Source organism: Leucobacter sp. NPDC077196, from assembly GCF_040687075.1.
GTDB lineage: Bacteria > Actinomycetota > Actinomycetes > Actinomycetales > Microbacteriaceae > Leucobacter.
In genome coordinates this window covers 1-2,813 of the sequence record NZ_JBFBML010000039.1, presented here as the reverse complement: position 1 = coordinate 2,813, position 2,813 = coordinate 1, and the positions used below count along the sequence as shown (strand labels likewise).

At 63.2% G+C, this 2,813-nt stretch carries 4 protein-coding genes; all 4 read right to left on the bottom strand.

The genetic code is table 11. The features are described from left to right. Window positions 1-59: 59 nt before the first annotated feature. Window positions 60-947, bottom strand: a complete 888-nt coding sequence (locus AB0O71_RS15375; RefSeq protein WP_234001863.1) for a zeta toxin family protein — start codon at window positions 945-947, stop codon at window positions 60-62. Between the two features lie 170 nt (window positions 948-1,117). Continuing rightward, complete coding sequence (locus tag AB0O71_RS15370) at window positions 1,118-1,585, bottom strand: hypothetical protein (protein WP_234001862.1); 468 nt, start codon at window positions 1,583-1,585, stop codon at window positions 1,118-1,120. Window positions 1,586-1,636: 51 nt separating this feature from the next. Then, window positions 1,637-2,197 carry a recombinase family protein gene (locus AB0O71_RS15365; RefSeq protein ID WP_253035904.1) on the bottom strand — a complete coding sequence of 187 codons (561 nt, stop codon included), beginning with the start codon at window positions 2,195-2,197 and terminating at the stop codon, window positions 1,637-1,639. Between the two features lie 220 nt (window positions 2,198-2,417). Next, window positions 2,418-2,813, bottom strand: a 396-nt coding sequence (locus AB0O71_RS15360; RefSeq protein ID WP_360029313.1) for a hypothetical protein, incomplete at its 5' end; no start/stop codon positions are given.

Below are 2,813 nucleotides of genomic sequence, written 5' to 3'. Positions count from 1 at the left end.
TGAGCTCGTCGCGAGCATCTGCAATCACAACGAAAACTAGCCCCCACATCCTTGAAGGATCACGAAACGGTTACACCACTCCACGGGACTTGACCAGAACGCGAACCTGGCCGCTTCACTTGCGCGTCTGCGTTGCGCGGTGCGGATCTATCGGTACTGAAACTTGCCGCGGATAGTCTGCTCACCGACTGCTCTGCTTCGAGCTTTCCGCCGGGCTTCGACCGCACCTGCGCGACCTCACGAGTGGGCTGGGCTTCGCGCCCCTCAACCAACGATGCTCGGTGCTCCTCGGTACTAGTGTAGTGGCGCTCGTAGCGGATCACTCGTGGACATGACTGCGCGAGCTGGGCTGCCGCGTCCTGTGACTTCGAGCGCCCATGCTCGGTGTCGAACAGCGGCCGAGCGTATGCGCTTGGCACCCATCGTCCGCCGAGTGCGTCTGCTTTGCCTGCCTCGGCTTCCTGCATCGCGTGCTGCCAGCGCTGCACGATTCGATCCTGCGATACCTCGAACGGCACCTCGACGTCGACGACCGTTACCTGGTAGCCAGCGTCCGCAAGATACGCCCCAAGCTCCACTGCTTTGTCTGGGTCGCTCAGTACCGTGTCGACGATGATGTTCGTTCCCTGGTCGATCATCTCTGTGCGCAGCGCGCGTGCAAGCATCGACGATTCTTCATGCACGAGTGAGGCAAGTTCAAGTGGATAGAACCGCTCCCCCTGCGCCTCTAAGTCGCGCACCTCTGGCGGTTTGATCCATTCCTCATAGCTGCCATCTGCCATCGCTTCGCGCAGCAACAGCTTCTTGAACTCGTCCGCGTCAATATTCACGTAGTGGTCTCGATCCGCGCCGAGCACGGTATCGGCGACTCGCCCTTTCCCGGCTCCTGGCGGGCCGGCCAGCACAAGTGCTCGACCTTCATCTTTCGCGTTCGGCGACTGGCTCACTACCGCGGCCTTAATGCGCTCGTGCGTCGCCCGTCGTACCGCTCTACGTGACCCGTTGGAGCGATACCAAGCAGGGTTTCTGGTAGTCGCGTGTGGGCCGTCTTTGTCGAGTGGGCCGCCGGCAGTAGAGAGCGCTTGGACAACCTCGATATGCCGCTGCTCCTCTGGGGTCACGCCGCCGTCATCCGTGCATCGATGCGATCGCCAATCTCGTCGTACAGCTCATCGTCGATCAGCCCACGGCTCAGCGCGCGGTCCAGGTCATCGACCGAGCCCGCAACGTCCATCAGCAGATCGTCGAACGCATCATTGGTCTGAGCCCGCGGCACATACTCCCAGCGCGTCAGCTCATCGACAAGCTGCGCGCGGTCGATCAGGCCGGCTGCGTATCGCTCGCAAATCTCGTAGGGATCTGCGCCAGAGAAACCTTCACGAGGCATCGGGATTGTGGCGGCCCTCTGCAATACCTTCTGCACGTTCGGCTGCGAGACCTTCACCAGATCGGCGATCGCCTTCTGACGCAATCCACGCTGTTTCAGCCGCAGCAGACTGCGCCGGTAGTCCAGCTCTCCGATGTTTCGCAAGTGCTGCGCCTTCCGTGCAGCGACCGCCTCGACGGGGATCTCGGTAATCGTCATAGTCTCCACCTCCGCTTCAAGTCTATCGCAAATATAACCATAGTTATACTGCTACTTTGTGAGCGCGCGCATGACGCTCGATGCGCCGACTCCGAGCACACGCCCGATGTGGGCGTAGCTCTGGTTCTCTGCGCGCATCTTCTCGGCCGCGGCGATCCGCTCGGCCGTCATCACGGTTGGGCGGCCGCCGACCCTTCCCTGGCTCCTGGCGTGCTCCAATCCAAGGCGCGTGTTCTCTCTGATCGTGTCGACGCGGAGCTGCGCGAAGACCACGACGATGCCATAGAGCGCCTTCCCCATCGGTGTAGTGGTGTCGATGGCGGGCTCTGTGAGACTTACGATGTTCAGGCCGCGGTCGTTCAGCTCGGACAGCACCTCGATCATCAGGCGCTCACTGCCGGCAAGTCGATCGAGCTTGCGGACCTTGATCGTGTCGCCGGAGCGCGCAGCTACGTCGATGAGCTTGCGCCACTCGGGGCGATCGGCGATGCGGCTCGATTCGCCGTGGTCGACGAACACGCGACTGCAGCCGGCCGCGCGCAGCTCGGCTTCCTGCGCGCCCGGATCTTGCTCTTTGCGCGAGACTCGCGCGTACCCAAATACTTCGGCCATGCCATAAACGGTACGCGCTCAGTATCGGTGCGTTTCAGTTTCGGTTGGGGGTTTCGGTGCGCCGCTGTTCGGCGTGTCATGCAGCGCCGCGACGTCGCCGAGCTGCACACCGAAAACGATCGTTATCGGTCGGCGCTCGTCGGCGGCAGAGCTGCATCGAGCACCTGCCCGATGCGGGTGCGCTCCTCGGTGTCGGCATCCGGGCCGTCCACGTCGTGACTCACTGGGGATCGTCGTACCAGCGCACGACGCCGTTGGCTGCGTGCGCTTCGCGCAGCGCGGCCGAGGCGGCATCGAACGCTGCGGCGGCACGGTGCAGCTCTGCCGCCGTGGTGACGGTGCCAGTTGCGCCGTCGCCGCGCCCGTCCTCGCCGTTGTAGTGCGTCCCGTCGACGACGCGCTCATGCCAGGCCGCGAGCTGGCCGAGCATGGGTACGTCGACGCCGACATACCTCCCGAACTGCGCACCGGCCGTACGCCTCAGTACAGCGTGCAGCGCCGTCGCGTCATCGAGGACGCGGGGGCTCTGTTGCAAAAATCGTGAAGCTTGAGCATGCTTGGCGGAGATTGGACGGACGGAACGATGACGGATTTCAAGTGGCGCCATTTCCAGGGT